This is a genomic window from Ruegeria sp. CDSA193 (assembly GCF_059611885.1).
On sequence record NZ_JBXWPN010000001.1, the window covers coordinates 545,129 to 571,454 of the forward strand.

General features: G+C 56.8%; 30 protein-coding genes. 17 read left to right on the forward strand and 13 right to left on the reverse strand.

Going from position 1 to position 26,326, the window contains the following annotated elements:
• The first annotated feature begins 10 nt into the window (after positions 1-10).
• Together AC2FLG_RS02690 and AC2FLG_RS02695 are read left to right on the forward strand one after the other, a co-directional pair.
• Complete coding sequence (locus tag AC2FLG_RS02690) at positions 11-616, forward strand: inner membrane-spanning protein YciB (RefSeq protein ID WP_281972307.1); 606 nt, start codon at positions 11-13, stop codon at positions 614-616.
• Between the two features lie 141 nt (positions 617-757).
• Entirely contained in the window at positions 758-1,426 is a 669-nt protein-coding gene (locus AC2FLG_RS02695) for a Crp/Fnr family transcriptional regulator (RefSeq protein ID WP_142634564.1), read from the forward strand.
• 215 nt (positions 1,427-1,641) lie between these two features.
• On the opposite strand, the gene AC2FLG_RS02700 is transcribed toward AC2FLG_RS02695, so the two are convergent.
• From AC2FLG_RS02700 to rpiA, 7 genes are all read right to left on the reverse strand, one after another.
• Complete coding sequence (locus AC2FLG_RS02700; RefSeq protein ID WP_496690773.1) at positions 1,642-3,132, reverse strand: Do family serine endopeptidase; 1,491 nt, start codon at positions 3,130-3,132, stop codon at positions 1,642-1,644.
• Positions 3,133-3,262: 130 nt separating this feature from the next.
• On the reverse strand, positions 3,263-3,457 hold the full coding sequence (locus AC2FLG_RS02705) for a DUF2065 domain-containing protein (RefSeq protein WP_496695008.1): 195 nt from the start codon (positions 3,455-3,457) through the stop codon (positions 3,263-3,265).
• Positions 3,457-4,353, reverse strand: a complete 897-nt coding sequence (hflC, locus tag AC2FLG_RS02710) for a protease modulator HflC (RefSeq protein ID WP_142634570.1) — start codon at positions 4,351-4,353, stop codon at positions 3,457-3,459. Before hflC ends, AC2FLG_RS02705 begins: the two co-directional genes overlap by 1 nt.
• Complete coding sequence (gene hflK / locus AC2FLG_RS02715) at positions 4,353-5,495, reverse strand: FtsH protease activity modulator HflK (protein WP_271946353.1); 1,143 nt, start codon at positions 5,493-5,495, stop codon at positions 4,353-4,355. Before hflK ends, hflC begins: the two co-directional genes overlap by 1 nt.
• 72 nt (positions 5,496-5,567) lie before the next feature.
• On the reverse strand, positions 5,568-6,926 hold the full coding sequence (gene gor, locus AC2FLG_RS02720) for a glutathione-disulfide reductase (RefSeq protein WP_496704891.1): 1,359 nt from the start codon (positions 6,924-6,926) through the stop codon (positions 5,568-5,570).
• A 45-nt stretch (positions 6,927-6,971) separates the two neighbouring features.
• Positions 6,972-7,532 (reverse strand): hypothetical protein, encoded by a 561-nt coding sequence (locus tag AC2FLG_RS02725; RefSeq protein WP_496704892.1) that lies wholly within the window; start codon positions 7,530-7,532, stop codon positions 6,972-6,974.
• Positions 7,533-7,535: 3 nt separating this feature from the next.
• Positions 7,536-8,324, reverse strand: coding sequence for a ribose-5-phosphate isomerase RpiA (rpiA, locus tag AC2FLG_RS02730; RefSeq protein WP_271946345.1), 789 nt, complete (start codon positions 8,322-8,324; stop codon positions 7,536-7,538).
• A gap of 167 nt (positions 8,325-8,491) precedes the next feature.
• On the opposite strand from rpiA, the gene AC2FLG_RS02735 reads away from it, so the two are divergent.
• Genes AC2FLG_RS02735 through AC2FLG_RS02750 form a run of 4 tightly spaced genes read left to right on the forward strand, consistent with a single transcriptional unit; the run spans position 8,492 to position 11,962 of the window.
• Complete coding sequence (locus AC2FLG_RS02735) at positions 8,492-9,193, forward strand: glutathione S-transferase family protein (protein ID WP_142634580.1); 702 nt, start codon at positions 8,492-8,494, stop codon at positions 9,191-9,193.
• 1 nt (position 9,194) lies between these two features.
• On the forward strand, positions 9,195-10,568 hold the full coding sequence (locus AC2FLG_RS02740; protein ID WP_496678195.1) for an L-serine ammonia-lyase: 1,374 nt from the start codon (positions 9,195-9,197) through the stop codon (positions 10,566-10,568).
• Positions 10,569-10,587: 19 nt separating this feature from the next.
• The gene (locus tag AC2FLG_RS02745; protein ID WP_496693317.1) at positions 10,588-11,004 is read left to right on the forward strand and encodes a GFA family protein; all 417 of its coding nucleotides are present in this window, start codon (positions 10,588-10,590) and stop codon (positions 11,002-11,004) included.
• Between the two features lie 43 nt (positions 11,005-11,047).
• Positions 11,048-11,962: a DMT family transporter gene (locus AC2FLG_RS02750; protein ID WP_496704894.1), complete on the forward strand. Its 915-nt coding sequence runs from the start codon at positions 11,048-11,050 to the stop codon at positions 11,960-11,962.
• Here the strand turns inward: AC2FLG_RS02750 and AC2FLG_RS02755 are convergent.
• Positions 11,907-12,602, reverse strand: a complete 696-nt coding sequence (locus AC2FLG_RS02755) for a thiamine diphosphokinase (protein WP_496704896.1) — start codon at positions 12,600-12,602, stop codon at positions 11,907-11,909. The genes AC2FLG_RS02750 and AC2FLG_RS02755 overlap by 56 nt on opposite strands.
• Before the next feature lie 134 nt (positions 12,603-12,736).
• Between AC2FLG_RS02755 and AC2FLG_RS02760 the strand changes: the two genes are divergently transcribed.
• Positions 12,737-14,332: a hypothetical protein gene (locus AC2FLG_RS02760; protein ID WP_496704897.1), complete on the forward strand. Its 1,596-nt coding sequence runs from the start codon at positions 12,737-12,739 to the stop codon at positions 14,330-14,332.
• A gap of 113 nt (positions 14,333-14,445) precedes the next feature.
• On the opposite strand, the gene AC2FLG_RS02765 is transcribed toward AC2FLG_RS02760, so the two are convergent.
• The 5 genes from AC2FLG_RS02765 to nthA form a co-directional block, all read right to left on the reverse strand.
• Positions 14,446-14,688, reverse strand: a complete 243-nt coding sequence (locus AC2FLG_RS02765; RefSeq protein WP_142634590.1) for a DUF2842 domain-containing protein — start codon at positions 14,686-14,688, stop codon at positions 14,446-14,448.
• Positions 14,688-15,983, reverse strand: coding sequence for an adenylosuccinate synthase (locus AC2FLG_RS02770; RefSeq protein ID WP_496700667.1), 1,296 nt, complete (start codon positions 15,981-15,983; stop codon positions 14,688-14,690). The genes AC2FLG_RS02765 and AC2FLG_RS02770 overlap by 1 nt, the downstream gene beginning before the upstream one ends.
• 216 nt (positions 15,984-16,199) lie before the next feature.
• The gene (locus AC2FLG_RS02775) at positions 16,200-16,535 is read right to left on the reverse strand and encodes a nitrile hydratase accessory protein (RefSeq protein ID WP_496700665.1); all 336 of its coding nucleotides are present in this window, start codon (positions 16,533-16,535) and stop codon (positions 16,200-16,202) included.
• The gene (gene nthB / locus AC2FLG_RS02780; protein WP_496690783.1) at positions 16,528-17,208 is read right to left on the reverse strand and encodes a nitrile hydratase subunit beta; all 681 of its coding nucleotides are present in this window, start codon (positions 17,206-17,208) and stop codon (positions 16,528-16,530) included. The genes AC2FLG_RS02775 and nthB overlap by 8 nt, the downstream gene beginning before the upstream one ends.
• Entirely contained in the window at positions 17,205-17,819 is a 615-nt protein-coding gene (gene nthA / locus AC2FLG_RS02785) for a nitrile hydratase subunit alpha (protein WP_496704899.1), read from the reverse strand. The genes nthB and nthA overlap by 4 nt, the downstream gene beginning before the upstream one ends.
• Before the next feature lie 151 nt (positions 17,820-17,970).
• On the opposite strand from nthA, the gene secG reads away from it, so the two are divergent.
• The 10 genes from secG (at position 17,971) to AC2FLG_RS02835 (ending at position 26,180) form a co-directional block, all read left to right on the forward strand.
• Positions 17,971-18,336, forward strand: coding sequence for a preprotein translocase subunit SecG (gene secG, locus AC2FLG_RS02790; protein ID WP_142634600.1), 366 nt, complete (start codon positions 17,971-17,973; stop codon positions 18,334-18,336).
• A 161-nt stretch (positions 18,337-18,497) separates the two neighbouring features.
• A complete protein-coding gene (gene pyrG, locus AC2FLG_RS02795) occupies positions 18,498-20,141 on the forward strand; it encodes a CTP synthase (RefSeq protein WP_142634602.1) in 1,644 nt (547 codons plus the stop codon).
• Between the two features lie 102 nt (positions 20,142-20,243).
• Positions 20,244-21,008 (forward strand): isocitrate lyase/PEP mutase family protein, encoded by a 765-nt coding sequence (locus AC2FLG_RS02800; protein WP_142634604.1) that lies wholly within the window; start codon positions 20,244-20,246, stop codon positions 21,006-21,008.
• A 103-nt stretch (positions 21,009-21,111) separates the two neighbouring features.
• Complete coding sequence (locus tag AC2FLG_RS02805) at positions 21,112-21,561, forward strand: tellurite resistance TerB family protein (RefSeq protein WP_142634606.1); 450 nt, start codon at positions 21,112-21,114, stop codon at positions 21,559-21,561.
• A gap of 20 nt (positions 21,562-21,581) precedes the next feature.
• Positions 21,582-22,019: a tellurite resistance TerB family protein gene (locus AC2FLG_RS02810; protein ID WP_281972316.1), complete on the forward strand. Its 438-nt coding sequence runs from the start codon at positions 21,582-21,584 to the stop codon at positions 22,017-22,019.
• Between the two features lie 5 nt (positions 22,020-22,024).
• The gene (locus tag AC2FLG_RS02815) at positions 22,025-22,747 is read left to right on the forward strand and encodes a phosphate/phosphite/phosphonate ABC transporter substrate-binding protein (protein ID WP_496704901.1); all 723 of its coding nucleotides are present in this window, start codon (positions 22,025-22,027) and stop codon (positions 22,745-22,747) included.
• A 146-nt stretch (positions 22,748-22,893) separates the two neighbouring features.
• A complete protein-coding gene (locus AC2FLG_RS02820) occupies positions 22,894-23,670 on the forward strand; it encodes an ABC transporter ATP-binding protein (RefSeq protein WP_271946306.1) in 777 nt (258 codons plus the stop codon).
• A 33-nt stretch (positions 23,671-23,703) separates the two neighbouring features.
• Complete coding sequence (locus tag AC2FLG_RS02825) at positions 23,704-24,417, forward strand: transporter substrate-binding domain-containing protein (RefSeq protein ID WP_271946303.1); 714 nt, start codon at positions 23,704-23,706, stop codon at positions 24,415-24,417.
• Positions 24,418-24,489: 72 nt separating this feature from the next.
• Positions 24,490-25,377 (forward strand): ABC transporter permease, encoded by an 888-nt coding sequence (locus AC2FLG_RS02830; protein ID WP_142635158.1) that lies wholly within the window; start codon positions 24,490-24,492, stop codon positions 25,375-25,377.
• Positions 25,374-26,180, forward strand: coding sequence for an ABC transporter permease (locus tag AC2FLG_RS02835; RefSeq protein WP_142634616.1), 807 nt, complete (start codon positions 25,374-25,376; stop codon positions 26,178-26,180). Before AC2FLG_RS02830 ends, AC2FLG_RS02835 begins: the two co-directional genes overlap by 4 nt.
• Positions 26,181-26,326: the final 146 nt, after the last annotated feature.

Here is a 26,326-nt window from a genome sequence, read left to right on the forward strand (position 1 = left end):
GACAAAAGACATGACAGGCAAGACCGACATAAATCCATTTCTGAAACAGGTGCTGGAACTGGGGCCTCCGCTAGCCTTTTTCTTCATCTACCTGCGCTTGCGCGATGACAGCTTTATGATCGGCGGCATCGAGTATTCCGGCTTTATCATTGCCACGATCATTTTTGTGCCTCTGATGCTGGGGGCAATGGGCATCCTGTGGTACCTGACCGGCAAGCTAAGCCGGATGCAGATATTCACAGCTTTCATGGTCATTTTCTTTGGCGGCTTGACCGCCTGGTTCAATGACGAGCGGTTCTTCAAGATGAAAACCACGCTCGTCTATGGCCTGTTTGCGCTGATCCTGGGGATCGGGCTGCTGCAAAAGAAATCCTATCTTGCCTATGTTCTGGACGAGATGCTGCCCATGAAACACGAAGGCTGGATGATCCTGACCCGTCGTCTGTGTACGTGTTTTGCTGTTCTGGCCGTCGCAAATGAATTCGTGTGGCGCACGATGTCGACTGACCTGTGGGTCAAGATTGAGACCTTCGGATTCCCCATTGCCCTTATGGCGTTCCTCATGCTGCAGTTCAGCCTGTTGCAAAGCTATATGGATGATCCCGATCATCAATGACGGCTAAATCCTCAACCGCCCTTCGGATGACTTTTCCGTGAAGCGCGGGAGCCCTAAAACCTAACAAAATCCTTGGCTAAACGCTTGGGCTATGAAAAGTTGTGTCACCACTCACCTTTTCCCGCCGGAGCACCACACCAAATGACGGCTTTCCCAAATAGTGGCTTTCTATCCGAAGCTTCAGACCGGCTGAGATCAATGCTCTCGGCACAGGCGACAGAGATTTCTCTCGAACCTGGTGATATCCTTTTCGAACAAGGGGATGAAGGGGATGCCCTCTATGCCATTCTTGCCGGCACGCTAGAGGTGTCCTTCTTGGCGATGAGCGGTCGAAAACTCTCGTTGACATTGATGAAGCCTGGCGAGGTCTTTGGTGAAATCGGCTTGTTCGACAATGGCCCCCGTACCGCAACCGTGGCCGCGGCCGAGGCCTCTCGGGTGCTGCGTGTGCGTAGGTCCGATGTCATGAACCAGATCCGCCAACATCCTGACCTTGCGGTGGATATGATCCGACTGGCCGGTTTGCGCATGCGGTGGATGGGGTCGCAACTGAATGAACAGGTCTTTTTGCCGATGCCTATCCGGCTTGCGCGCAAACTGCTGCATCTGTCCAACCTTCAAGACGATCCAACCACTCGCATTACCCTGTCCCAAAGCGAGCTGGCCGAATTCGTTGGTGCCACGCGCGAAGCTGTCTCAAAGACAATTTCAACCTGGAAACGCGACAAGGTTGTCGAAGCTTCGCGGGGCGGCCTGATGATCCATGATTTTGAGGCACTGCGGGAACTGGCGGATTCCGACCTCATTTGACCTGTTGTGACCTGCTTCACATACGACGGATCGCATTAAGATTACGTTAGGAACTGTTACCGTAGGAGGTCAGAGAATCATCCCCGATATCTGTCCACTGACCTCTCCCTGTACCAGAGCCATACGCCTTCCCCGGCGTGTGGCTCATCTTTTTTCAGCACAGAAAAAAGGCTAGAGCAGGTGCCCTGGCCTTTCTGTTTGTTCAACCTAAGAGATCATTCTTCAAGGCTCAGCGCGACAAAGCGTGGATCTCCACCGCGCCGCACCAAAAGCAGCAGTGACTTCCGCCCGGCCGTCCGGGCTTCTTCCATCCGGTCCTCGAGATCAGAAATCGCAGTGACCTTCTGCTGGCCAGCCTCGGTGATCAGATCACCGGCGCGCAAACCCTTGGCATAGGCTTCTGACGCCTCGTCCACTTCGGTCACAACCAGCCCCTCGGTATCCGGCTCCAGCCCCAGATCAGCACGCAGGGCTTCAGTCACGGGCGATATCGTCAGCCCCAGAATATCGGCATTCTCCTCAACCGGAGCTTCTTCGGCTTCACCCTCTTCGCTTTCGGCCCGCTCGGCATCTTCGCGACGGCCCAGAGTCACAAGCACTGTCTGCGTGCTGCCATCCCGATGCACCACCACACGGACCGACTTGCCAACCGTTGTCTCACCAACCTGACGTACCAATCCACGGGTGTCATCGACCTCGACACCATCAAAGCTGAGGATCACATCGCCCGCCAACAGGCCTGCCTCTTTGGCCGGGCCCTCGGGTACATCGCTGATCAGCGCACCACCCGGCTTGTCCAGGCCCATCGCCTCGGCCATATCCTCGGTCACGTCCTGAATGCGGACACCCAGCCAACCGCGGCGGGTCTCGCCGAACTCGCGCAGCTGGTCGACAACCTTGACCACCACATTCGAGGCCATCGAGAAGCCAATCCCGATCGAACCGCCATTCGGCGACAGGATCGCCGTATTCACGCCGATCACCTCGCCATCCATATTGAACAGCGGCCCGCCCGAGTTCCCCCGGTTAATCGCAGCATCGGTCTGGATATAGTCGTCATAAGATCCGCTGAGCGCGCGGTTCCGCGCCGAGACGATTCCCGCCGAAACCGAAAACCCTTGCCCCAGCGGGTTGCCCATCGCAATCACCCAGTCGCCAACGCGCGCAATGTCACTATCGCCGAACTTGACATATTTCAGCGGCCCGGTGGCTTCGACCTTCAAAAGGGCGATATCGGTTTTTTCATCCGTACCGATCACTTTCGCAGGCAGTTCTTTCTTCGGTTGACCGTCGCCCGGGAAGAATTCGACCAGTATCTCATCAGCCTCGGCAATAACGTGGTTGTTGGTAACGATGAAACCATCCTCGGATATCACAAACCCCGAGCCCAGCGAATTGCTGCGGCGCGGGCGGTTGTCATCTTCCCCGTTACGGTCTTGAAACTCGCGAAAGAAATCTTCGAACGGAGAGCCCTCGGGAACGATCCCCTGCGGGCCGGTCTGTCCCTCGATCAGTGTCGAAGTGGTGATGTTGACCACCGCTGGGCTGATCTTGTCGGCCAGCGGAGCCAGGCTTTCGCCCCGCGCCTGTGCGGCCACTGACTGCGCCAATACAAGCAGCATCCCGGCAAAGGCCAGCCACATCAACCGCATGAAACCAACAACGTCGTCCCGCCGGACGGATATACTGCGCGCTTGTGACTGCACGTGGGAACTCCTTGTCGTCAACACTATCTGGATCACCCGCAGGCGGCCCTTCTTGATATCCAATGTAGCTGGTTTGTCCTTGCCCGCAACTGAGGATCGCGGGGAAATCACCATGAAGTGTAGCCGTTGTTCAAAACCCGACCTGATATGCACCCCATAGCAACACGAGACCTCCCACCACACATAACAATCCTGCAAGCCGACGTGCCTGCTCTGGCATCGACCGCAGCGCCTCTAGCATACGTTCAATAAGCGAAGGGGCCAGCGCATAGGCCAGCCCCTCGACAATCAACACCAGCCCAAAGGCCAGAAGGATCATACCCATTATTCAGACGCCTGCCCCGCCGATTGGCCCCGGCCGGTGGGTGATTTGAGATAGTTGAAGAACTCGGAATCCGGGCTCAATACCATCGAGCTGTTACCGCCCTGCAATGCATTCTGATAGGCGGTCAGCGAACGATAGAATTCAAAGAATTCCGGGTCCGCACCGTAAGCTTCGGCAAAGATCGCATTGCGTTCGGCGTCAGCCTCACCGCGAATGATCTCAGCCTCACGCCGCGCATCCGACACCAGTTCGACAACGGTCCTGTCGGCCTGGGCACGTACGCGCTGTGCCGCCTCATTACCACGGGCACGTTCGTCCGTTGCTTCGCGCTCCCGCTCGGCCTTCATCCGGTCAAACGTCGCTTCGAGGTTGGCCTGCGGCAGATCGGTCGCTTTCAGGCGCACGTCAATGACGGTCACACCCAGCGCACGTGCCTCGGCAATCGCACTATTGCGGATACGCAGCATCAGCGCAGCCCGGTCCGAGCTCAGGATGTCACGAGACGAAACTGAACCCAGAACTTCGCGGGTTTCAGCGCGCAAGATGCGGTCCAGACGATCCTCGGCAACCGGGATACCACCGACACCAACCGCCTGGCGGAACTGGTTCAGATCGGAAATCCGGTAGCGGGCGAAGGCATCGACGACCAGACGCCGATCATCCAACGGCGTCACTTCAAGCGGTTGAACGTCGATGGACAGGATACGGTCGTCATAACGGACAACTTCCTGAATAAGTGGAATTTTGAACGCCAGACCGGGATCTTCTTTCACCGCGACCACACGGCCGAATTGCAGAACCAGCGCACGCTCGCGTTCATCAACGATAAAGATCGAAGACAGCCCAGCGACGCCAAGGATCACCACAAGGATGAGGATAATGGGTGACTTACGCATCAGTTGCTCTCCCCGGATTGATTGCGGCGCAGTTCGTTCAGCGGCAGATACGGCACAATGCCCTGTCCCTGACCGGCCGAGTTTTCGTCCAGTATGATCTTGTCGACATCACCCAGAATCTGCTCCATCCGCTCCAGATACAAACGTTTGCGCGTTACATCCGGCGCTTTGGAGTATTCTTCCAGAACCGCGCTAAAGCGGCTGGCTTCACCTTGTGCGCTGTTGATCTGCTGGGCGCGATATCCTTCGGCCTCTTCCACAACTTGCGCGGCTTCACCACGTGCTTCGGCCAGTACCTTATTGGCATAGGCGTCGGCGACGTTCTGCAGACGGTCACGTTCTTGTGCGGCGGCCTGAACATCGCGGAAGGCCGCGATTACGTCCTGTGGCGGGTCGGCTTTGTCAAAGTTGACACGCACAATGTTCACGCCGGAATCATAGCTGTCCATCGTCGACTGAATCAATTCCTGCAAGCGATCAGCAATCACACCCCGATCTCGGTTCAGGATCGGTGCCAGCTCGCTTTGTGCAATGATCTCGCGCATGGCCGATTCCGACACGGCGCGGATCGTCTGGCGCGGGTCGCGCAAATTGAACAGATACTTGGCCGGGTCATTGATGTTCCAGACCACCTGATAGTCGATATCGACAACATTTTCGTCGCCTGTCAGCATCAAGCCATCATCGCTACCACGGGCTCCGCCCATGTCTTCGTTCTGCTCGCGGGTCACAGGAATGACCTCGGCAGTTACAAACGGCCAAGGCGCAAAGTTCAGACCGGGATTTCCAACGTTTGAAAATTCACCCAAAAACAGCTCTACCGACTGTTCTTCCGGCTTTACCGTATAAAAGCTGGCGGCACCCCAAAGGACTGCACCCACCACCAACCCAATGGCAATAGTCCCTTTGGTAAAGATGGGACCACCCCCGCCACCGCCCGAACCATTGCTGCCACGGCCGCCACCGCCGCCGCCCATCAGGACGCGCAGCTGTTCCTGGCCTTTTTTCATCAGCTCGTCGATCTCGGGAATCTGCGGGCCCTCGTTTTCAGGGGGCTTGCGCCCGTCCCCGTTATCACCCCGATTTCCTCCGCCGCCAGAAGAGCCTCCGCCCCCCCAGGGGCCGCCGCTGTTGCCCGCCATTTTTATCTATTCCCTTGTGTTGAACCGTGTGATCACGGGTTCCCTTGTAACTTGTGTGCGCGCGGTTGCAAATCAAGCCGTACGCACAGGATGACGCATTGTTACCAGTTCTTCCGCCATGACCGGATGAACTGCAACGGTGCGGTCGAAATCTTCTTTGGTTGCACCCATTTTGACGGCAATGCCAGCCAGTTGAATCATCTCTCCGGCGCCCGGTGCCACAATGTGACAGCCCAGTACCTTACGCGTGGCCTGAGAGACGATCAGTTTCATCAAAACCCGCTGCGTGCCACCTGCGAATGCCTTTTGCATCGGCTTGAACGAGGTTGCATAGATCTCGACCGGCTCTTGGGCTGCAGCGTCTTCTTCGCTCAACCCGACCGTGCCGAATTCCGGCTGCGTGAAAATCGCAGTTGGAATCAGGTCGTGATCCACAGGTGTCGGGTTGCCTTTGAACACGGTTTCGACAAAAGCCATCCCCTCGCGGATCGCAACCGGGGTTAGGTTAACCCGGTCCGTCACATCCCCAATGGCATAGATCGAGGGCACGCCTGTCTGGCTGTAATCATCCACGATGATCTCACCCTTGCGGCCGCGTTCAACGCCGATGGCCTCAAGCCCCAGATTGTCGGCATTGGGCGCGCGACCAGTGGCATACATGACCACGTCAAACAGCAGTTCCGTGCCATTGGTGGCCTTTACGCGAATCTTGTCACCGTCTTTGGCCATCTCAAGCACATTGGTGCCCAGATGCAGATCAATCCCGTTCTGGCACATCTCTTCGCTGATCAGACCGCGCGCTTCTTCGTCAAAACCCCGAAGGATTTGCGCACCGCGGTAGAACTGGGTGGTTTTCACGCCCATGCCGTTCATGATTCCTGCAAACTCGCTGGCGATATAACCGCCACCAACGATCAGGATGCTTTCGGGCAGTTTTTCCAGATGGAAAATCTCGTTCGAGGTGATCGCCAGGTCCGAGCCCGGAAACTCGGGTACAACAGGGCGTCCGCCTGTGGCGACCAGAATATGCTTGGCCGTCATGCGGGTGCCATCGGCCAGCTCGACGGTATGTGCGTCCACCACGTGTGCACGCTGATCAAAGCTTTCGACGCCGTTGTTTTTCAGGATGTTGCGATAGATGCCTTCCAGCCGGTCCAGCTCGGCATGGAGTTTGCCGCGAAAGAAATCCCAGTCAAATGCACCGGGTTTGACGTCCCAGCCATAGGCCTGCGCATCTTCGACCATGCCAGAGAATTCGCTGGCAAAAACCATCAGCTTTTTGGGGACACATCCGCGGATCACGCAGGTCCCGCCATAGCGATCCTCTTCCGCCAACGCCACTTTGGCCCCGTTTTCGCCAGCCGCCACACGCGCCGCCCGGACCCCGCCCGAGCCGCCTCCGATGACGAAAAGATCATAGTCAAAGCTCATAGTAGGTCCCGTACCCTCTCTGATTGGGATGAATCTCCGCAACCTTCAAATATGGTTTACGTCAAGAGTTGCAATCTCTTGTTTGCGATCGGCAAGCTGCTCCTGCCATTGGCGGTCAATGTCCGGCCAGAAACGACGTAGCGATTTCACAAACGCCTCGAGATCGGACCGCCTCAGACCAGCAATTAGTAGAATACAGTTCCGAACCCGACCTTTGTCGTCATTGTAGCTGATGTACACTGCGTCTTTGGGGTTCAACTTTCCACCCGAAGGGAAATCGAAATAGCGGATATCCTTCCACGCAACATCGACCCATGCAGACTCTTGTTGAAAAATCCCGTGAACGACATATTCCAATCTGAAACCAATCGCTTTGTCGTCGAGCGTGATCAGTTTACGATCTGATCTCAGGACAAGAGATATGCTGATGATCGCGCCTATGAAAAAGATCATATAAGTCATCAGCACATAGTTCGACCGTTCATACCGCAGCACGGTAGGAAGCAATAAGATAAAAACGCCAAAGAAAAACCCGGCGAAAACCACTCTGTAAAACAGCCGCTTCTTCCAAGCTGTGGAACTTTCATAGAATTCTATCGCCGACACGCGCTAATCCGCCAAATCCGTGAACAGGTTGTCTTTGCCGCCATCGAACAACTCGTCCAGTTCCACCGTTCCCTCGTTGATGTCGCGCAGTTCGACCCGGCCATCTCCATAACCGATCACGACCTTGTCGCAAATGTCGATGAACAACCCGTTCTCGACCACGCCGGGTACCTGGTTCAGCACCAGCGCCATCTGCCTTGGGTTTCCGATCCGTTGCAAATGCAGGTCCAGCACGTGATTGCCTTCATCCGTGACAAACGGCGCTTCTCCGTTCATGCGAAGCGCCGAGCGGGTACCGAGAACATCCATGGTATCCAGCACCTCTTCGATCAGGGTGCGTGTGGTCTGCCAGCCAAAGGGGATCACCTCGACCGGCAATGGGAAGGCACCCAGAGTCTCGACCTCTTTGCCGGCATCGGCGATGACCACCATCTGGTCGCTGGCCGTGGCTACGATCTTTTCCTGCAGGTGCGCGCCGCCGCCGCCCTTGATCAGATTAAGCTCTCTGTCGAATTCGTCCGCACCGTCGATAGTGATGTCCAGCCATCCCGCCTGATCCAGGGAAACAACCTCAATGCCCAGTTCACGGGCCAGTTGGGCCGTCCGGGTCGATGTCGGAACACCCTTGATCGCCAGACCTTCTTCTCTGACCCGTTCCCCCAACCGACGCACCATCCATGCAGCGGTCGATCCGGTTCCCAGGCCGACTCGCATCCCATTCTGCACCATGTCAGCCGCACGGCGTGCTGCGACGTATTTTGCAGTGTCGATGGGCGACAGATCACCGGCCATTTCAGCATCCCCCTAATTTGCTGCGGAACTTATACGGAATGCCTACGACAACTGCGAGAGAGAATTGTCCGGATCGGTAGACCAACATGTCGCGAAACTACGCGTTTCCTATGGGAAACGTCGCAATCAGGTCTGTTGAAAACATACGTGAGGTATACATAGTTCGCATGAACACGCCTTACCGCCTACACTATGCCCCGGACAATGCTTCGCTGGTCATCCGGCTGGCGCTGGAAGAGATGTGCCTGCCCTATGAAACGGTTCTGGTAGACCGCCGCCAAAGCGCACAGGACAGCCCGGAATATCGCGCGCTGAACCCCAATGGGCTGATCCCGGTATTGGAAACACCACAGGGGCCGATCTTCGAAACCGCTGCTATCTTGTTGTGGCTGGCGGATACGCATGGCCGGCTGGCCCCTACCCCCATGGACAGCAACCGCGCCGCGTTTCTGAAGTGGCTGTTCTTTGCCTCCAATACGCTGCACGCTGATCTGCGAATTCTGTTTTATGCCGAAAAATATATAGACGCAGCGCAGGTCAATCCTTTGCGCGCCGGTATCCGCCCTCGTTTGCGCCAGCACTTGCGCCTTCTTGACGATGTTGCGAAAAGCGCGCCTTCCTGGCTGAGCCCGGACATACCATCGGTCCTGAGTTATTATCTGGCCTGTCAGATGCGCTGGATGGCGCTCTATCCTGCGAAGGCTGATCGCAGCTGGTTTCAGATTGCTGACACGCCGCATCTGCAGCGAATGCTGATGCAGTTGGAGACGCGCCCCGCCACACGTGCCGCAATCGCGGCCGAGGGTTTAGGGGTTACACCCTTTACCTCACCAACCTATGCTAACCCACCGGAAGGCTTTGCTACCTGATATGTTTCTGTCTGTCTTCGATATGTTCAAAGTGGGCATTGGCCCGTCCTCGTCCCATACGATGGGACCAATGGTTGCTGCCGCGCGGTTTCTGGACATGATGCGCGCCTCTCCGTTCGAATTTTCAGGGCTGCGCGGGTCGCTGCACGGGTCGCTAGCCTTTACCGGTGTCGGCCACGCAACCGATCGCGCCACGATCCTGGGCCTGGCCGGATTTGTGCCCGACACATATGATCACGAACGGGCCGAGGCCGCACTGGCTGGCATAAGTGAGACCCACAGCGTGACCCCCGAAGGATTGCCCACGCTGCAGTTCGATCCCAAGGCCGATCTGGTTTTCGACTATGAAAACAATCTGCCGGGCCATGCTAACGGTATGGTCCTGATGGCCACGGACGCACAGGGCGACGTGATCCTGCGGCAGGTCTATTACTCGATCGGTGGCGGCTTTGTTCTGACCGAGGAAGAACTGGCCCAAGGCAAGGCAACAGATGAAGGCGCACCGGTGCCCTTTCCTTTCAAATCGGCGGTCGAGATGTTGGACATGGCCAAAACCAGCGGCAAAAGCATCGCCGAGATGAAGCGCGCCAACGAGATCGCGCGCGGCTGTGCAGACAGTTTTGCCAAAGGCACTGCGCGCCTCTGGCAGGTCATGAATGACTGTATCGAGCGCGGTCTGACCACTGACGGTATTCTGCCAGGCGGTTTGAACGTGCGCCGTCGCGCCAAAGGCATCCATGACGCGTTGATGGCCGAGCGTGGCATGAACCTGAACGCGCCCCACACGATCAACGACTGGATGAGCGTTTACGCCATGGCCGTAAACGAAGAAAACGCAGCTGGCGGTCAGGTGGTGACCGCCCCCACCAATGGTGCTGCCGGGGTTCTTCCAGCGGTAATGCGCTATTATCTGGACCATGTACCCGGTGCTTCAGAGAACCACATCGAAGATTTCATGCTAACTGCGGCCGCTATTGGCGGGCTGGTCAAATACAACGCCTCGATCTCGGGCGCCGAGGCCGGGTGTCAGGCTGAAGTCGGCAGCGCCGCAGCCATGGCTGCAGCCGGGCTGTGCGCGGTTATGGGCGGCACGCCGGAACAGGTGGAAAATGCCGCTGAGATCGCGCTCGAGCATCATCTGGGCATGACCTGTGATCCTGTCGCCGGGCTGGTTCAAGTACCCTGTATCGAACGCAACGGGCTGGGTGCGATCAAGGCGGTGTCGGCAGCCTCTTTGGCCCTGCGTGGAGATGGTCACCATTTCGTACCACTAGACGCCGTCATCGAAACCATGCGTCAGACAGGGCATGACATGCATGAAAAATACAAGGAAACGTCATTGGGCGGTTTGGCGGTGAACGTGCCGAATTGCTGAGGCAACGCGGGGAAGCGAAATGGAAGGCCATTGTCTTTGCGGTAAGGTTTCATTTCGGGTGGACTCGCCCGTTCTGTCCTGTGTGATCTGCCACTGCGACAGTTGCCGCAGACAATGCGCGGCCCCGATGACAGCTTATTTCGGGGTCCGCGACGGACAGTTGACCTGGACCGGCCAGGCACCAAAGACATTCGCATCCTCACCCGGCGTAGAACGCAGCTTTTGTCCTGATTGCGGCTCGCCGATCTCATTCCGGTCTGCGTCCATGTCCGGCATAATGCACCTCTACGTGGCCCTTCTGAAGGACCCCAACCAGTTGCAGCCAACACTGCATGTCGCGCATGAGGAAAAGCTGGACTGGTTGCAAATGGATGACGGGCTGCCGATCTGCATCGGCCCGGACTACACCAAGATGCAGCCTTTGCCTGAAACCTAGCTTTCGCCTTTCCCCGGTTCAATCAAATCGCTAGCGTCTCATCATGACACAGGACCGTCCCGTTTTTGGCATCGTGCTGATGCTTGGCTTTTGTGCGCTTGCACCCTTGGGGGATGCGGTCGCCAAATTACTGGGTGAAACCGTGCCGCTTGGAATGCTGGTCTTTGTCCGGTTTGCCATTCAAGCCATGTTGTTGGTTCCGCTGGTCGCCTGGACTGGCAGGCCCTGGCGCATGCAGGGGCGTATATTTCGCCTGGCTGTCATAAGAACCCTGCTGCACATCGTCGGCATCGCCGCGATGTTCTCTGCCCTGCAATACCTGCCGCTGGCCGACGCTGTGGCCATCGCCTTTGTTATGCCGTTTATCATGTTGCTTCTTGGCAAACTGGTACTAAAGGAAGAAGTCGGCAAGCGACGCCTGATTGCGTGCCTTGTGGGCTTTGGTGGTACATTGCTTGTCATTCAACCCAGCTTTGCCGAGGTCGGATATGCGGCTTTGCTTCCACTTGTCGTCGCGGTGGTGTTTGCCCTGTTCATGCTCGTGACCCGGCAAATTGCAAAAGCTACAGATCCCATTGCGCTTCAGGCCGTGTCAGGCGTCATAGCTTCTGTCATCCTACTGCCTGCCCTGTTGGTGGGAACACCCGCCGGAATCTGGGAGCTGTCCCTGATTGCTCCGAATTTGGGCGATGTCTGGCTTTTGCTTGCAATCGGGCTTCTCGGCACAGTCGCACATCTGTTCATGACCTGGTCGCTGCGATATGCACCCTCTGCAACATTGGCCCCGATGCAGTATCTCGAAATCCCGGTCGCCACGGTGTTTGGCTGGCTGATCTTTCACGACCTGCCCGACGGTGTCGCCGCTTTGGGCATCTGCATCACCATCGCTGCCGGCCTCTATGTCATTCTGCGCGAGCGGGCCAGCGCCCGGTCGGCCCCGACAGAAGCGCCTGCATGACCTGATCCAGCATCGCCCTGGGAAACATTACCAAAAGGCCCGGCCCATCCATACGCAATTCAACCGAGCCCAATGCGCGGTTGGACGTTCCGACAGCGCCGTTCGGCTCCATCACCAAACCGTCGATTGGCCATTCAAGGCCGCGGCTTTGCCCCGATACACGCTGCAATGGAAACAATGAGACGACATCTCGAGGCGCCATAGAAACCGAGATTTTGGGGGGTGCGTGAAAGATAATCTCACTTTCGCCAATCAGAATACAGGGCTGATCTTGCCTGCGAACCAAGACGTTGAGTGCTGCTAACTGGTGATCCAAACGCCCCCCGAGAAAACCGACCCCAATCACCAACGGCGCCTCGACACTGCGCAGGGCCTTGTCGAAATCCGTGCTGTTTTGTTCGCTAATTGGAAACAGTCGATCCAGCGGAATCTGATCTTTGTGATCCGAATCGAGCGAATCAAAATCACCGATAACAGCGTCTGGAGTACGCCCAATTTCCAACAAACTTGCCGCCCCACCATCCGCGGCGACGGCCAACTTTGTGCGAATCAACGCCAAATCCAAATCTTCAGGGCCAATTTGACCGCTTCCAACCAGCGTGATTGACTCTTTCGAACGTACAATTCGCGTCTTTTTCATGAGATTGATCATTTTTTCCGGGTTTTGACACATTGAGACCACAAAATGATAGGTTCATGGACAAAGTTCTGAGCCAATAGCTCTGCCCACGACCGGGCTGATGGCTCGTGTAGTTTGTAGAGGACGTACGTCTGATGGTACAGAATAACAAGGTTTTGACAGTTTCCTACGGAACCTTCTCGTGCACTTTGGAAGGATTTGACGATTCTTTTGAAACGATGAAGTCGATTGCCGAATACTTCCGCGACCTTGCAGCGGATGACAGGTATTTTGGGTCCGAACCCCCGCAACCAGACGCCGAAATGCTGACCCGCATTGCTCAGCGAGATGCGACGCGTAAAGTCGAAGCCAGCCAGAGCGAAAACGGATTGCTTCTGCGGGCGCAAGACCGTGCCGCTTCACCGTCCCTTTCTACCGCGCCCATGACCCCGCCCAGTACCCCGAGTGCTCCAGCCTATACCGCTGCCCCCTCACAGTCCGCGCCCATCGCAGAGGCCGAGCCGGTTGAGGGTCGACCCGAACCCGCCGCCGATAGTATCGCCGCAAAGCTGCAACGGATCCGGGCGGTAGTCTCTCATAGCGAAGAAAACTCGGTGATCTACGCCGAGGATGAAGATTCGCCCCTGATGAAATCCGAAACCGGCCCAACTGATGCCGTATCGGCTGCCTTTCAGGCCGGAACTCTGACCCCCACAGATCTGGTCGAATCCCCCGCGGCCGATGCAGAGGTTGAAGCAGCTCAGGAATTTGAGCCCGAACCTCAGATTGACATGCCCCCACCCGCCGCGGAAGAGGCAGAGATCGAAGGCCCGGCCCAAGAGACCCCCGCCGTGCCAGAAATTGATGTCGCACCCATCGCCGACGATGTGTCCACTGTCGAGGCAGAAAAGGTTTTGTTTTCGGATCTGAGTGCCGAGACGGACGAAGCCGAGAGCGACGAAATCGACAATATCCTGACAGAAGACATTTCGGCGGACGCAGACGAACCTGAAGAGGTTGCCGGCTATTTGACCGAAGAAGACGAGGAAACTCTGCTTGACGAAATCGCCAGCGTCGAAGCCGTGTTGTCCGCCCGTGCATCCGAGCCTCTGCCTGAGGAACCGAACCTGGACGAGGACGTTTCTCGCCTGATGGAAAAGGCGGTCGAACAGATGGATGATCCCGCGACTGCCACTCAGCGCGAGACATATTCCCGTCTGCGCAATGCAGTGGCCGCAACCAATGCTGATCGTGCAGATGCGCTGAACCGTAATCAGGCTCAGCAGATCAGCCCGCGCCGCCCCGAAAGCAATGTTACAACTGCCCGTCCCAAGGTAGAGCCTGCCGCTCCCCTCAAGCTGGTTGCTGAACAGCGCATCGACAATAAAGACGAGGATGAAATGGGGCCGATTTCTCCGCGCCGTGTAAAATCCAAACCGCTAGGTCTTCCGATCGAGGAAAGCGGCTTTGCGCACTATGCGCAGGAACAGGGCGCACAATCTCTGCCGGACCTGCTGGAAGCTGCGGCATCTTATCTGTCGTTCATCGAAGGACAGGAACAGTTCTCGCGCCCGCAACTGATGAACAAGATCCGTTCTCTCAAGCAGGACGATTTTAATCGCGAGGAAAGCCTGCGCTCATTCGGGCAACTGCTGCGCGACGGCAAGATTGAGAAAGCTGGCGGAGGTCGGTTTGCGGCTTCGGACGAGATAGGGTTCCGCCCTGACGGAGATGAACGCGCCGCAGGCTGAATTCAAACCGAAAAGAAAGAAGGGCCGGAGACCAACTCCGGCCCTTTTTCATTGGGCGATCTTTTGTGGGCAGGCGTATGAACCCACCGCAGGATGAGCCCGGAATAGGCCGCTCAGTCAGAGGATCCGTTTGGATCTTCTTTTCCGACACCTTTGAAGATGAATTTGAAAGGCAGAGCCCACAAAATGCCGAGCGCTACGTATACCAGAAGTTCCAACCAAATTGGTGGCCGGTCCAACCAGTTTATCACCGTCACCACCGCAACGATATAAGCCGGCAGGCCAATCAGCAGCAGCACCATCGACCAACGACGACGCGCTTTATAGCTCAGGCCATTTTTCTGTTCGCCCGCCATCAGTCAGCAAACGGGTCTGTCACCAAAATGGTGTCATCCCGCTCTGGGCTAGTGGACAGCAATGCAACCGGACATTCGATCAACTCTTCGACCCGACGCACATATTTGATGGCATTTGCAGGCAAGTCCGCCCAACTGCGCGCGCCTTCCGTGGATTCGCTCCAACCAGGCACTTCTTCGTAGATCGGAGTACATCGTGCCTGCTGATCGGCTGCAGTGGGAAGATAATCCAGACGCTTACCGTCAAGGTCATAGGCAACACAGATTTTCAGCGTCTCGAATCCGTCCAGCACGTCCAGCTTGGTCAGCGAAATACCGTTTACGCCGCTAGTGGCACAGGTTTGGCGCACCAGACAGGCATCAAACCAGCCGCAACGCCGCTTGCGCCCGGTGGTGGTACCAAACTCGTGCCCACGCTCACCCAGACGCTGGCCATCCGCATCATCCAATTCGGTTGGAAACGGCCCCTCACCCACACGGGTCGTGTAAGCCTTTACGATGCCAAGGACAAAATCAATCGAGCCGGGCCCGATGCCAACACCGGTCGCCGCCTGACCGGCGATCACGTTGGACGAGGTCACAAACGGATAGGTTCCAAAGTCGATGTCCAGAAGGGCACCCTGCGCACCTTCAAACAGAATACGTTTACCAGCCTTGCGCTTTTCGTTCAGCACTTTCCAAACGGGTGCTGCGAAAGGCAGAATCTTCGACGCGATTTCTTTTAGCTGAGCTACCAGCGCATCGCGGTCCACCGGTTCGATCCCCAACCCCTTGCGCAGCGGATCATGGTGCTGCAGCGCGCGATCTACACGCGCCTCAAGGGTCGCCTCATCCGCCAGGTCCGCGACCCGCACAGAACGACGCCCAACCTTGTCTTCATAAGCCGGGCCGATCCCACGACCCGTGGTCCCGATCTTGGTCCCCTTGCTGGCCGCTTCTTCGCGCGCACGGTCCAGCTCGCCGTGGATCGGCAGGATCAGCGGCGTGTTTTCCGCGATCATCAGCGTTTCGGGCGAGATCTCAACACCCTGCGCCTGGATCGTTGCAATCTCTTTCAGCAGGTGCCAGGGGTCCAGAACGACGCCATTTCCGATAACACTCAGCTTGCCGCCACGTACCACACCGGATGGCAGAGCGTGCAACTTATAGACGGCACCGTCGATTACCAACGTATGACCGGCATTATGCCCGCCTTGAAAACGCGCGATCACATCGGCCCGTTCACTGAGCCAATCGACGATCTTGCCTTTTCCTTCGTCACCCCACTGGGCGCCGACAACAACCACATTGGCCATATCTGGTCCTTTTGCGCTGAGATATCAAACCCGGCTCGTATAGCGATGTGTCAGCGACAGGGAAACCGATAATTCGCCGCAGATCATAACCACACTGTGCGTGGTGCCTCCGGCGGAGGTATTTTTGGCCAGATGAAGAGAGGATCCCTTGCTTCATCTGGCCAAAAATACCTCGGGGGAGTCGCGGCTTGCCGCGGCGGGGGCAGCGCCCCCTTTCTAGCCATTCGACAAATGAACCGGTTCACCATGTGGTGTCGCCAGATAGGCCTTCTCCCAATCCAACGAGACTGCGGCGACATCACTTGGGTTCGCGTCACCCATTTCGGCTAAATAGGCCTCGAGTGTTTCCAGCCAGGCATGGAAATAGTCGTTGCCACCATTCAGCTCTTTGCTCAGACCATGGCGTTTTAGCATCTTCGAAAATCGATCGGCCCATTCCGACCATTCGAATCGTCCCGCTTCATTCAGCGCGACCGTGACCGCAAAGGCCTGTGCATGCCAGGGCTCTGCGAATGCCAGCTCGGGTAATGACTGCGCGTTACACTCACTCATCGGGCACCAGATAGCTTTGCCACAGATCTAATATGACCTCGTCATTTCGGTTCTCGGGATCGGCCCAAAGCTCCGAGGCTGGGAATGCAACCGCATATAATGGTTCAGGTGCCTCTCCCAGACCATGAGCGTTGGAATCTGGCAAAACATGCGCCCCATGCAGGCGTAATATCCGACCGCAAGCGCCAGAAGCGTAAGATGGCAACCTGGTATGACCACCGTTTTTCAGGCGGTTGGCAGCCGGTCGTACTGTACGCACCTTTTGGCCGGGATCAAACTGCACCGCGATATTCGAGGGTCGATCAGCCGGACCGCCTTTGGACAGTGCTCCCTCTACCGCCCCGGCTGTCAGCGCGCGGGAAGCCAAAGGATGTGAAGCATCCGTTCCTTGGCCCAGAAGGTCTTCCAAAGTCAGGACTCCCTGCTCTACCAACAGATCTGCAAGTGCTGACACCCATTTTTCGTAGTAAGAGAATCGTGCATAGTCTTTGGGCGAAAGTCGTTCGCGTGCATGGCGCGAGATGTCGATATTCCATTGTCCCAGAAACCCGGCAGCCAATGTCAGTGCCAATGCGCGCCCGTGCCATTCTTCTGGGAAAATCGCTGCATCTTGGGATTCTGGGATCACCGGACCGTCGCCGAACCGTCCTCCCATATCGTGAACGCGGGTCATGACGGCACCTTTGGCAGGCCGGTTCCGATCATACTGTCACGGGTCACAAGCGCGGTCAGGTCGTCTTCGGTCATCCCATCGGTGCCATCGGGGCGCATGGGTAGAACAAGATAGCGTATCTCGGCCGTTGAATCCCAAACCCGCACGGCTGTCTCATCCGCCAGAAAAACTCCGAACTCTGACAAAATTTTACGCGGCTCACGCACGGCCCGCGCACGATAGGCATCCGATTTATACCACCCCGGTGGAATCCCCAACAAAGGCCATGGGTAGCAACTGCAAAGCGTGCAAACGACCATGTTGTGGAGATCAGGGGTATTTTCGACAACAACTATGTGCTCGCCTTGCCGACCGTAAAAGCCAAGCTTTGCCACCTCGGGCGTTGCATCCTTAAGCAGTGCTGCCTTAAAGGCCGGATCAGTCCAGGCTTTGGCAACAACCCGGGCACCGTTCTGCGGGCCAATCTTGTTTTGGTAAGTGTCGATGATCTCATCCAAAGCGGCCGGGTCTATCAGCCCCTTGCGGGTCAGAATCGTTTCCAGCGCCTTGACGCGAAGGGCGGGTTCAGGCGGCAATAAGGCGTGCGGATGGTCGGGATCGTCATGTGGCATGGGTCGCAGCCTGCTTTACCATCCCCTTGCCTGTCCAGTCTCTTTGCTGTGATCCCGAAGATCACTTGGCGTGATGGTAACTCGTGACTTGCCCCCGGAACCAAACTTGCATAAGTACCTCGCGATACACGCCACGCTGTACAGGACCACCATGGAAAACGTCGTTCTCATTATCCATCTTCTTCTGGCTTTGGGCCTGATCGCCGTCGTCCTGATGCAGCGGTCCGAAGGCGGCGGCCTTGGCATGGGTGGCGGCGGAGGCGGTGCCATGGCTGGCCGGTCGGCTGCAACAGCATTGGGCAAGGTGACCTGGATTTTAGCCGCGTGCTTTATCGTCACTTCGATCACGCTGACCATTCTGGCGGCACAAAAATCCTCGGGCAGCTCTGTGCTTGACCGGATTGGGACACAGGCACCGGCCGCGACCGAAGAAAGCACACCGGCAATTCCGTCGGCGGATGACCTGTTGCCTCCGGCACAGGGTGACAACGCGCCTTTGATCCCGCAGGCCAACTGACACACAAAACCTAGAAACCGAAAAGAGAACTGCAACAGCATCTTGCGGTTCTCTTGCGCTATTGGCGCGAATCCTTTATACGTGAAGTCCCGTGATGCAGCGGTTTTTCTTGAACCGCCGGGCAGCTGATATTGACGTCTCACGGGGAGCAGCCGAAAAACATGGCGCGTTTTATTTTCATCACTGGTGGTGTGGTTTCATCCTTGGGCAAAGGATTGGCTTCGGCGGCTTTGGGCGCGCTGTTGCAGGCCCGCGGATATTCGGTGCGTCTGCGCAAGCTGGACCCCTATCTGAATGTCGATCCGGGCACCATGTCGCCTTTTGAGCATGGCGAAGTGTTCGTTACAGATGACGGGGCAGAAACCGATCTGGACCTTGGCCATTACGAACGTTTTACCGGCGTCGCCGCGCGCAAAACCGACTCGGTCAGTTCTGGGCGGATTTATTCCAACGTGTTGGAAAAAGAACGCCGCGGCGACTACCTGGGCAAAACCATTCAGGTGATCCCGCACGTCACCAATGAGATCAAGGATTTCATCGCCATTGGTGAGGATGAGGTTGATTTCATGCTGTGCGAAATTGGCGGCACCGTGGGCGATATCGAAGGCCTGCCCTTCTTTGAGGCCATCCGCCAATTCAGCCAGGACAAACCACGCGGCCAATGCCTGTTCATGCACTTGACCCTGCTGCCCTACATCAAAGCCTCGGGCGAATTGAAAACCAAGCCAACCCAGCACTCGGTGAAAGAGCTGCGTTCGATCGGTCTCGCCCCCGACATTCTGGTCTGCCGGTCCGAAGGCCCGATCCCGACCAAGGAACGTGAAAAGCTGGCTTTGTTCTGTAACGTCCGCCCCGATAGCGTGATTGCTGCGCAGGACCTCAGCACCATCTACGATGCTCCGCTCGCCTACCACCGCGAGGGACTGGATCAGGCGGTTCTGGATGCCTTCCAGATCAGCCCTGCCCCCAAGCCCGATCTGACCAAATGGGAAGACGTCAGTGATCGCATCCACAATGCCGAGGGCGAAGTGAAGGTCGCCATCGTCGGTAAGTACACCCAGTTGGAAGACGCCTATAAGTCGATAGCCGAGGCGCTGACCCATGGCGGGATGGCCAACCGTGTCCGCGTCAAGGTCGAATGGGTCGATGCCGAGGTATTCGATACCGAAGAGGCCGCCCCGCATCTGGAAGGCTTCCACGCGATCCTCGTGCCCGGCGGATTCGGTGAGCGCGGTACCGAAGGCAAAATCAAGGCTGCGCAATACGCCCGCGAACATAAAGTGCCCTACCTGGGTATCTGCCTGGGCATGCAGATGGCCGTAATTGAGGCCGCGCGAAATGCCGCTGGCATCAAAGAGGCCGGGTCCGAGGAATTCGACCATGAATCCGGTAAAAAGCGTTTCGAACCGGTGGTCTATCACCTGAAAGAATGGGTGCAGGGCAATCACAAGGTCGAACGCAAAGTCGGTGATGACAAGGGCGGCACCATGCGCCTGGGAGCCTATGACGCGGTTCTGGCCGAAGGGTCAAAAGTGGCCGAAGTCTATGGCGGTACCGCCATCGAAGAGCGCCACCGCCACCGCTATGAAGTGGACATCAAATACCGCGACAAGCTGGAAAAAGCTGGTCTCAATTTCTCAGGCATGTCCCCCGACGGCCGGTTGCCAGAAATCGTCGAGTGGTCGGATCATCCGTGGTTCATTGGGGTCCAGTACCACCCCGAGCTGAAATCAAAGCCGTTCGACCCGCATCCTTTGTTCCGCGACTTTGTGCGCGCTGCCAAGGACACCTCGCGTCTGGTCTGACACCAGGCACGAAAGCAGATTGTATCGGTCAGCGCGAAAAGACTGTACGCGCTGACCCTTTGCACGGTTAACTGTCCGCAACTCAGAGATAGGAGACCGTCCATGACCGATCAGATCACCAATGCACTGACATTCGCGGCCCTGCACAAAAAGGGCGAACCGGTTATCCTGTACAATATCTGGGATGCTGGCAGTGCCGGTGCCGTGCGCGACGCTGGCGCCCAAGCCATTGCCACTGGAAGCGCTCCTGTTGCGATGGCACAAGGGTTCAGCGACGGCCAAAACATCCCGATGCAGGCCGCGCTGGACAATGCTCGCCGGATTGTCGAATCCGTTGATCTTCCGGTTACTCTGGATTTCGAAGGTGCGTATGCGGCTGATGCTCAGGGTATCTCTGCCAATGTCAGGCTGGCCCTTGAATCCGGCGTTGTCGGCTTCAACTTCGAAGACCAGATCATCGGATCAAATGAGTTGTACGATATTGAAACTCAGGCCGCCCGTGTCAGCGCGATGCGTGAAGGTTGCGATGCGGCGGGCGTTCCTGCGTTTATCAACGCGCGGACCGACATTTTCCTGAAGGCGCAGCCCGAAACCCATGATGATGCGATGCTGGAAGAGGCAATGGTCCGAGCACAAGCCTATTCAGATGCAGGGGCCAGCGGATTCTTCGCCCCCGGCCTACGGGATCAGGCCATGATTGCCCGGTTGGTAGAGTCAATCGACCTGCCGCTAAATATCATAGCATTACCCGGCACACCGGACACCGCCACTTTGGCTGGGCTGGGAGTCGCGCGTATAAGCTATGGCCCTGTACCCTATCGGAAAATGCTGGCCTGGCTGCAAGACGAAGCGCGAAAGGTACTCTGACCCAGCGCGCTATCCGGCTGTAGCAGGCGGTCTTTTGATCATTCTGAGCCTTGCGCGATAGTCCGTGCTTGGCGGGTTATCAAATATGGAATAATCTCTGACCATGTTGAAAAAACTCTTTCAGGCTTTCCGCCCGCCACAACACGACAATCTGCCCGACCCAGACGCTGAACTTGCACTCGGGGCGCTTATGGTGCGCGTTGCACAAGCGGACAGGGATTATAAGCTGGAAGAGATCAGCCTGATCGACCGTATCCTCGCCCGACTTTATCAACATAATGCGATCGAAGCCGCAAAGGTCCGCGCCACCTGCGAGAAACTGCACGCAGCCGCACCGGAAACGGACACGTTCGGTAAGCTGATCCGGGAAACCACGGACCTGCACGAGCGCTTGGCCGCTTTGGATGCCCTCTGGGAGGTGGTTCTGGCCGACGGGAATACAGATGAGGGCGAGATGAAAATCGTCGAAGAAGCCCGCATCGCCATGGGTCTGAGCTTTAACGACAGCAAGACCGCCAGAAAGCGTGTGCAAAGACGCTTGGAAGAGGCGTAAGGCCTCTCTATACCTGTCTCATGTTTAGTGATTTTCTGTCTCGACTGACCCAGCCTCAGCCCGCCCCTTTCACCGATGACGATGCTCGACTGGCCTTGACGGCCCTGCTGGTGCGCGTTGCCCGATCTGACAACGACTATGCCGACAGTGAAATGGCGCGAATCGACCGGATTTCGATTGAACGCTATGACCTATCCCCGTTCGAAGCCGCCGGCCTGCGCGCCCGCGCCGAAGATCTCGAGGCCGAAGCACCGGACACCGTACGGTTCACTCGCGCAATCAAAGAGGCCGTTGCCTATGACGACCGCCTGGCAGTCGTTCAGGCCTTGTGGTCGGTCGCTCTGGCGGATGGGCACCGCACGGGTGAAGAGGATTCCTTACTGCGACTGGTCGTCAGCCTGCTGGGCATCAGTGATGTCGACTCTGCAATGGCCCGTCAAAAGGCTGCCAAATCTTGATAGCCATGCTGGGCATGTACGACATGCCTGCGCTGCGCCCTGCGAATAATCGGTTTTGGGCATCGATTCGGGATTACCTTGGCTATGGCCCCGCAAACCTAAACCGAGACCGGGATGTCTGGGATGTCTGGTTGGACCCGGATCTGGTTTTTGCCCAGACCTGCGGCATGCCCTATCGCACCCGGCTGCATGGCGAGGTGCAGTTGGTTGGAACGCCGGATTACGCGTTGCCTGGCTGCCCACCTGGCCATTACCGGTCAGTTTTTGTAGCCCGCCGCCACGACCCCCGCGATCTTGATGAATTGGCCGATGGTGTTTTTGCCTATAATGAACCGCTGTCGCAATCCGGATGGGCCGCCCCAATGGTTCACCTTGAACGATACCACCGAACACCATCGTCGGTTCTGCAATCCGATGGTCATGCGCTGTCTGCTCAAGCCATTTCCGAGGGCCGTGCCGATTATGCCGCGCTGGATGCGCTGACATGGGAGATGCTGAAGGTACATTCCGACCTTCCAGAAGCTCTGCGTGAGGTCGCCGAAACAACCCCAACCCCCGCGCTACCTTATATCACAGCGAAGGATCAGGACGCCGCTCAGATTGCACGCGCTGTTCGCAACGCGATTCTAACCATGTCACCGCAAGATCGGAACCTTCTGCACCTGCATGACCTGATCTCTATTCCTGCCAAAGAATATCTGCGCGTCCCAAATCCGTCGAAATTGTAAACTGCGATGGATAATTCATGATCAAATTGACCAGAACGCTTCGTCAAATTGACGGAATCACCCGCTTACTCTGTCATTTGCGCATTGCATTGATCTGATTTTTAAGCCCTAGTACCGCACCAACACCAATAACACCTGGACCAACCGTGACAGATTCAACTCCCGTCATTGAGATCAAGAACCTACACAAGAGTTTCGGCAATCTGGAAGTGCTGAAGGGCGTGGATATCACTGCCAGACGGGGCGATGTCGTATCTTTGATTGGGTCCTCGGGGTCTGGGAAATCCACTCTATTGCGGTGCTGCAACCTGTTGGAAGACAGCCAGCAGGGCGAAATCCTTTTCAAGGGTGAACCTGTTCGTTGGTCCGGTAACAGCCACACGCGGCGGCCTGCAGATGCAAAACAGGTTCTGCGCATTCGCACAAACCTGTCGATGGTTTTCCAACAGTTCAACCTGTGGGCTCATTTGACCATCCTGCAGAACGTGATGGAAGCACCTGTAACGGTATTGGGCCGTGACAAAAAAGAAGTTGAAGACAGCGCACGCAGATACCTTGAAAAAGTTGGTATTGGCGACAAATGCGACGCCTACCCCGCACAGTTGTCTGGTGGCCAGCAACAGCGTGCCGCGATCGCGCGGGGGCTGTGCATGGAGCCCGAGGCGCTTTTGTTTGACGAGCCCACGTCGGCGCTGGACCCCGAATTGGAACAAGAAGTGATCAAGGTGATCAAAGACCTGGCTGCAGAAGGCCGCACCATGATCATTGTGACCCACGACATGAAAATGGCCGCTGATATCTCTAGCCATGTCGTTTTCCTTCACCAGGGCCTCATCGAAGAAGAAGGCCTGCCTGAAGATCTCTTTACTACCCCTGAATCTCCACGGCTTCAGGGCTTTCTTTCCGCCACTCAGGCGGCATAACTTCAGATCAGAACCAAAACTGGGGAGTATCCAATGAAAAAACTGATCCTGACCACTGCGGCCCTTGCGCTAAGCGCGGGCATGGCCATGGCAGACACCATCCGGATGGGGACCGAGGGAGCCTATGCACCTTGGAACTTCGTCAATGACGCAGGTGAGATCGACGGCTTTGAGCGCGAGCTGGGCGACGAGCTGTGCAAACGCGCAGACCTGACCTGCGAGTGGGTCAAGAACGACTGGGATTCGATCATTCCGAACCTGGTCTCGGGCAACTACGACGTGATCATCGCTGGTATGTCGATCACCGACGAGCGTGACGAGGTCATCGACTTTACCCAGAACTACACACCGCCGGATCCCTCCGCCTATGTAGCAATGTCGGATGACGCCGATGTTGCGGGCGGTGTCGTCGCCGCACAGACCGGCACCATTCAGGCGGGCTATATCGCCGAATCCGGCGCGACCCTGGTCGAGTTCGCCAGCCCCGAGGAAACCATCGCTGCCGTACGCAACGGTGAGGCCGATGCGGTTCTGGCCGACAAATCCTTCCTTGCCCCGATCGTCGATGAAGACGCAGATCTGCGCTTTGTGGCCGATGAGGTTCCGCTGGGTGGTGGCGTCGGCATTGGCGTCCGTGAATCCGACGGTGAGCTGAAAGAAAAGCTCAACGCAGCCATCCAATCCATGAAGGATGACGGCAGCCTGAACGAGCTGATCACCAAATGGGAAGTGTCTTCGACCTTCTAATTCTGATCCGGCGGCGTGCCCCAGTCTACGGGCGCGCCGCCCTAGCGCCTTTACCACCTGAAGAGGCCCGCCATTTTTTCGTTCTGCACTGATCCCGACACGCTGGGAACCTTCCGTTGGTTCTCGTGCTATCTGACCAATGGTGTGCATTGGTCCTTTTACCTGTCCTTCCTCAAGGTACTGGCCCTGCTTGCCGTGACGGCGCCCGTAGCGCTGGGTTTCGGGTTCGTCGGGGCCATGGCTGCCCGTTCGCACGTTCTGCCGGTCAGTTGGCTGGGTAAGGGTTATATCGCCATCGTGCGCGGCGTGCCGGATATCGCCTTTTTCATGTTCTTCGTGATTGCTTTGGATCAGGCATTCGAATGGACGCGGCATCAAATTCTCTGCCCGGACTGGACGGATTCGATCCGACAGGGCAACGACTTTATCGTCTGCCAATCTGCCAAACTGCCACTGGGCACCTCGCCGGAATGGGTGCACGAAACCTATGGGTTCTTTCTGGCTGTCATCACTTTCTCTATTGTTTTCGGTGCTTTCGCCGCCAATGTTCTGTTCGGCGGCATGCGGGCCGTACCCTATACACAGCTGGAAACCGCCGAAGCCTATGGGATGTCCCGCCGCCAGACATTCTGGAAAATCCTTGTGCCTCAGATGTGGGTTTATGCCCTGCCCGGTCTCAGCAATCTCTGGATGGTTCTGATCAAGGCCACGCCGTTGCTGTTCCTTCTGGGCATCGAAGATATCGTGTACTGGGCCCGCGAACTGGGCAGCACCAAGACTCCGAAGTTTACGCAATACCCACACGGTGACTGGCGCATGTGGTATTTCCTGTTCCTGCTGGTTTTCTACCTTGGCTTCACCCGTATGTCCGAGATCGGGCTTGAACGCCTGATGCGCCGGCTCTCGCACGGACAGGCCACCGCCGCCGGAGAATTGCTGCGCAAGGAGACCACCGCATGAGCTGCTTGCAGACCATTCAGGACTACGGCCTGCGATCTCTTGGATATGGCGAGCGCCTGCTGCCAAAATCCGACTTTACCTTATGTGAGCACTTTACCCTGATCGGGTCTGGTATGATCTGGAATATCTATTTCGGAGTCATGGCGCTTGCGACCGGATTTTTCCTGGCCACAGCACTGGCGCTTGGCAAAGCTTCACCCAGTTTCTGGCTGCGCAAACCTTCGGAATGGTTCATTTTCATCTTTCGAGGTTCGCCGCTGTTCATTCAGTTTTTCTTTGCCTATTTCTTCTTCCTGTCGCTGAAGAAATCCTATCCGATGTTCGATTCTCTGACGTCGGCCTGGATAGGGGCTCTGATCGTTCTGTTTCTGAACACAGCCGCCTATTCAGCCGAAATTTTCTTTGGCGCGCTCCGATCCATTCCCAAGGGCGATACCGAGGCTGCAGATGCTTATGGCATGTCCGGCTGGTCTCGCTTCCGGCGGATCGTCTGGCCCACCATGCTGCGGCTTGCCTGGCCCGCCTACACGAATGAGGCGATCTTTCTGTTCCATGCCACCACGCTGGTGTTCTTCTCGGCCTTCCCCGCCTGGCAGCAACGAGGCGATGCGCTGTATTACGCAAGCTATTTCGCGGACAAGACGTTCAACCCCTTTGTCGCCTATCCAATCCTTGCCTTCTATTTCATCTTACTGACGCTTGTGATCGTTGGGGGGTTCGGCCTGGTGAACAAGCATCTGAACCGTCATTTACCTGCGGAACGAAAAACAAAAATGCGCTTTCGCCTGAATCTGGCACGCTAAGAACCTACCGGGGATGCAGCCGCTGCAATCCCCGGAAAAGACAATTTCTCAAATAATAATCGGTACCGTTTTGAGTGAAGGCAGCCCTTCGATTTGCGCGGTGGCTTAGGGGCCGAACTAGCTTGGGAATTTTCTGACAATCGGGG